The following is a 4,991-nucleotide window of genomic DNA, read 5'->3' as shown; positions in this document are numbered from 1 at the left end:
TAATATGTTGGATAGATAGTTTAGAATTGATTGGTAGAAAAAGGGTTTGAGCGGTATGAGAGGGCGTAGAACATTTAATTCAGTGATAGAACAGAACCGCTATAGCGGTTAAACCATTCTATCACTGTGTGTTAATCAAAACCGACTGCTGACCGCATCCGCTAACAAGCTCAATAATTGCTCAGTATCCGCCCAGTTTAGGCACGGGTCGGTGATGGACTGCCCGTAGGTCAAGGCTTGACCCGCAACAATTTTCTGCGAGCCCTCAATCAGGAAGCTTTCAGCCATCACACCGACAATAGCGCTAGAACCGTTACGGATTTGCTGCCCGATATCAGCGGCAACTTCCAACTGGCGGCGGTGCATTTTCTGACAATTACCATGGCTAAAATCGACCACCAGATGTTCCGGTAAATCGAATTCACGCAGGCTGTCACAGGCTGTGGCAATATCAGATGCACCATAATTAGGCTGCCGACCGCCACGCATAATAATGTGCCCATGCGGGTTGCCACTGGTTTGGTAAATCGTCATCTGGCCGTTTTTATCCGGGGATAAAAACATATGGCTGGCTTGCGCGGCACGGATAGCATCAATTGCAATGCGGGTATTGCCGTCAGTGCCATTTTTGAAACCCACCGGGCAGGAGAGGGCCGATGCCATTTCTCGATGAATCTGGCTTTCCGTGGTACGTGCGCCAATGGCCCCCCAACTGATCAGGTCGGCAATGTACTGACCTGTCACCATATCAAGGAATTCGGTGGCAGTAGGTAGACCTAACTCATTAACTGCCAATAGCAGTTTGCGCGCCATCTCAATCCCACGATTGACCTGACATGAGCCATCCAACGCCGGGTCAGAAATCAACCCCTTCCAACCCACGACGGTGCGCGGTTTCTCGAAATAGGTGCGCATGACGACTTCCAGGCGATCCTGATAGCGCTCGCGTAATACATTCAGTCGGGTGGCGTAATCAATGGCGGCATCAAGGTCGTGAATCGAGCAGGGACCGACAACCACTAGCAAGCGGGAGTCTTCGCCGGTGAGGATCCTTTCAATTCGTTTACGTGACGCTGTCACGTTATCGGCAATGCTGGCGGAAATCGGTAATTTTTCCGCCAGTTGTTGTGGCGTGATTAAGCTATCGATGCGCGCAGTCCGCAGTTCATCTGTTTTATGCATGGAAATTCTCTAAATCTGTTCTTCTCTGCGGCAGGAATACCGGGAAGTGATGGCGATCACAATAAACCAAAACTAAATGAATTCAACCGCCACGGCCTTGATTCATACAATTTGTGATGAAATAAACTGTAAATAATATCCCAGGCAAATATTCCATTAGAACATGCGGCGACTCATGCCTAAAATATCCAGGATTTTGGTGGAGATTTCCTCAACGGAGTAGTTAGTGGAGTTCAGATAGCGAATCTGATTCTTGCGAAATAGCGCTTCTACTTCACCCACCTCTATTCGGCATTGGTGCAGCGAGGCATAACGGCTATTTTCACGCCGTTCTTCACGGATTGCCGCCAGCCGTTCAGGGTTAATTGTCAAACCAAACAGTTTTTGCTGAAAAGGTTTCAGCGCGGCGGGAAGTTGCAAATTGTCCATATCATCGGCGATAAATGGGTAGTTGGCAGCACGAATCCCAAATTGCATGGCTAAATAGAGGCTGGTTGGGGTTTTACCGCAACGGGAAACCCCCAATAGAATCACCTGTGCCTGGTCCAGATTGCGCAGAGAAATACCGTCATCATGGGCCAGGGCGTAGTCGATAGCCGCAATCCGCGCATCGTATTTGCCCAAATTGCTTTCAGTAAGACCGTGGGTTCGGTTGAGCACCGGCTGGGGGGCAACCCCCAGTTCGCCCTGTAGTGGGGCAACCAGTGCTTGCACAATATCCTGACAAAATCCTTCACTGTGCTGAATGAGTTCACGCACTTCCGCACTGATTATCGAATAGAAAACCAGCGGTCTAACGCCAGTGTCTTGATATATCTGATTAATCTTCTGGCAAACCTCTTGCGCACGCGCAGCACTTTCGACAAACGGCAGCGTAAAGGTAGTGGCTTTAACAGGGAACTGCGACAAGACAGCATGACCGAGCACTTCTGCGGTGATGGCGGTACCATCCGAAATATAAAACACACTTCTCTCCACGCTGACTCCTGAGTATTTTTCTGGTCGGATTTTCGCACTGATAAATGAGCATCTGGTGACAAGTTTAGCCTAATCAGTGTGCCTGATTCGGCCTATCGGTAAAGCGTTTGCTGTCAGAATCGCCTGAAAATAACTTTTCTTGTTGGGTTGATCGATTCACCTGTCCATGGACTATGGATCATTGTGCTAGTCTGAAACAGCTGATTCGTCAGCCGTGATACCTCCGTCTGTACCCTACTGACCGTCCATAATTAATAGACAATGTAAAAAGGATTGTTTCGATGTCCAACAATGGCCTAAATCTGTGCAATGTGCTTTGGTACAATCAGCTTGGCATGAACGATGTTGAGCGGGTAGGCGGCAAGAATGCCTCCCTGGGTGAAATGATAACCAATCTTTCAGACCTGGGTGTTTCGGTACCTAATGGTTTTGCTACCACAGCTCAAGCATTTAACGAATTTCTGGAGCAAAGCGGTGTTAACCAACGCATTTATCAATTGTTGGATCAGACCAATGTTGATGATATTGCAGCATTAGCCAAAGCGGGCGCGCAGATTCGTCAATGGGTGGTTGAGACGCCGTTCCATCCCGAGTTTGAACAGGCTATTCATGAAGCCTACCAACAATTAGCTGACGGTGAGCCAGAGGCTTCTTTTGCCGTGCGTTCATCGGCTACTGCCGAAGATATGCCAGATGCCTCCTTTGCCGGCCAGCAGGAAACCTTCTTGAATGTGCAGGGGATTGATGCGGTGATGGTTGCTATCAAGCACGTATTTGCCTCACTGTTCAATGATCGCGCTATTTCCTATCGTGTGCATCAAGGCTACGACCACCGTGGGGTGGCGCTGTCTGCTGGTGTACAACGGATGGTGCGCTCTGATCTCGCTTCGGCGGGCGTGATGTTTACTATTGATACTGAATCAGGCTTCGATCAGGTGGTTTTTATCACCGCAGCTTATGGTTTAGGCGAAATGGTGGTGCAAGGAGCGGTGAACCCGGATGAGTTTTATGTCCATAAGCCAACATTGCGTAATGGCAAACCCGCGATAGTACGCCGCACTATGGGGTCGAAAAAAATTCGCATGATCTATGCCGAAAGCCAGGAACATGGCAAACAGGTGCAGATTGAAGATGTGCCAGAAGCACAACGCAATCGTTTCGCTCTCAGTGATGAAGAGGTGCAAGCGCTGGCGCATCAGGCACTATCAATCGAAAAGCATTATGGCCGCCCGATGGACATTGAGTGGGCCAAAGATGGTCATACCGGTAAGCTGTTTATCGTGCAAGCTCGCCCGGAAACAGTACGTTCCAACGAGCAAGTTATGGAGCGTTATCTGCTGAATGCCCAAAGTGAGGTGTTGGTGGAGGGGCGTGCCATTGGTCATCGTATTGGTGCGGGGCCGGTTAAGGTGATTAATGATATCAGCGAGATGGACCGAATTCAGGCCGGTGATGTACTGGTAACCGACATGACGGACCCTGACTGGGAACCGATCATGAAAAAAGCATCAGCGATTGTGACCAACCGTGGCGGGCGTACCTGCCATGCGGCAATCATCGCTCGTGAGCTGGGGATCCCAGCCGTTGTGGGTTGTGGTAATGCCACTGATATTTTGAGAGAAGGGCAAAAGGTTACGGTTTCCTGTGCTGAAGGGGATACGGGCTATGTTTATCAAGAGTTGCTCGATTTCTCGATTCAGAGCTCACAAGTTACTGAACTGCCTAATTTGCCGTTGAAAATAATGATGAACGTTGGCAATCCAGACCGAGCCTTCGACTTTGCCCGTCTCCCTAATGACGGCGTTGGCTTGGCGCGCCTGGAATTTATCATCAACCGCATGATTGGTGTGCATCCTAAAGCATTGCTGGAATTCGATAGCCAGGAGCCTGCAATTCAGGCGGAAATCAAAGCCTTGATGAAGGGTTATGACGATCCGGTCGAGTTTTACGTTGGTCGCTTGACCGAAGGGATCTCTACCCTGGGTGCCGCTTTCTGGCCGAAACGTGTGATTGTGCGCTTGTCGGATTTTAAATCTAACGAATACGCCAATCTGGTTGGCGGAGAAGCTTATGAGCCACATGAAGAGAATCCGATGTTAGGTTTCCGTGGGGCGGGTCGTTATGTCGCAGACAGCTTCCGTGATTGTTTCGCACTGGAGTGTGAGGCGGTTAAGCGGGTGCGGAATGTGATGGGGTTGACTAACGTCGAAGTCATGGTGCCTTTCGTACGTACAGTGGCTCAGGCAGAGGCGGTGGTGGCAGAACTGGCAAGACAAGGGCTGAAACGTGGTGAGAATGGCCTGAAGCTTATTATGATGTGCGAAATCCCGTCCAATGCATTGCTGGCGGATCAATTCCTAGAGCATTTTGATGGCTTCTCTATCGGCTCCAATGATATGACTCAGTTAACATTGGGTCTGGATCGCGACTCCGGTGTGGTTTCTGAACTGTTTGATGAGCGCAATGAAGCCGTTAAGGCGTTGCTGTCGATGGCCATTCAGGCGGCGAAACGTCAAGGCAAGTATGTGGGGATTTGTGGTCAGGGTCCGTCAGACCATGAGGATTTTGCTTTATGGCTGATGGAGCAGGGGATTGACAGCTTGTCCCTTAACCCAGACACCGTAGTACAAACGTGGGTCAGTTTGGCGCAACATACTAAGCATTGATTGGACTCGGGTTATACCGATAGAGAGACATTTAATTATCCGCAGCTTAGGTTGCGGATTTTTTGCAATAATAAGTAAAAAAAAAGCCCGTCTAAGATGACAGGCAAAGACTACACACAGCAATACGTGTATTCGATTACAGATATTTAAATAAGTCATTTGAAG

General features: G+C 49.3%; 3 protein-coding genes and 1 other RNA gene. 1 reads left to right on the top strand and 3 read right to left on the bottom strand.

The window, feature by feature from the left end; all coding sequences use genetic code 11:
- Nucleotides 1–135: 135 nt before the first annotated feature.
- Both V1952_RS20035 and ppsR read right to left on the bottom strand, forming a co-directional pair.
- Nucleotides 136–1,182 carry a 3-deoxy-7-phosphoheptulonate synthase gene (locus tag V1952_RS20035; RefSeq protein ID WP_372559130.1) on the bottom strand — a complete coding sequence of 349 codons (1,047 nt, stop codon included), beginning with the start codon at nt 1,180–1,182 and terminating at the stop codon, nt 136–138.
- Nucleotides 1,183–1,338: 156 nt separating this feature from the next.
- Entirely contained in the window at nt 1,339–2,160 is an 822-nt protein-coding gene (gene ppsR, locus V1952_RS20030) for a pyruvate, water dikinase regulatory protein (protein ID WP_083158716.1), read from the bottom strand.
- A 281-nt stretch (nt 2,161–2,441) separates the two neighbouring features.
- Here ppsR and ppsA point away from each other — a divergent pair, with 281 nt between their 5' ends.
- Nucleotides 2,442–4,826 (top strand): phosphoenolpyruvate synthase, encoded by a 2,385-nt coding sequence (gene ppsA / locus V1952_RS20025; protein ID WP_372559129.1) that lies wholly within the window; start codon nt 2,442–2,444, stop codon nt 4,824–4,826.
- A gap of 75 nt (nt 4,827–4,901) precedes the next feature.
- Here the strand turns inward: ppsA and rprA are convergent.
- Nucleotides 4,902–4,991, bottom strand: an RNA gene (rprA, locus tag V1952_RS20020) — antisense sRNA RprA; the annotation flags it as partial.

This window comes from Yersinia sp. 2542 StPb PI (assembly GCF_048593855.1).
Taxonomy (GTDB): Bacteria; Pseudomonadota; Gammaproteobacteria; order Enterobacterales; family Enterobacteriaceae; genus Yersinia; species Yersinia enterocolitica_E.
Note: the sequence above shows the minus strand (reverse complement) of the source record. Positions and strands in the feature narration are given on the sequence as shown.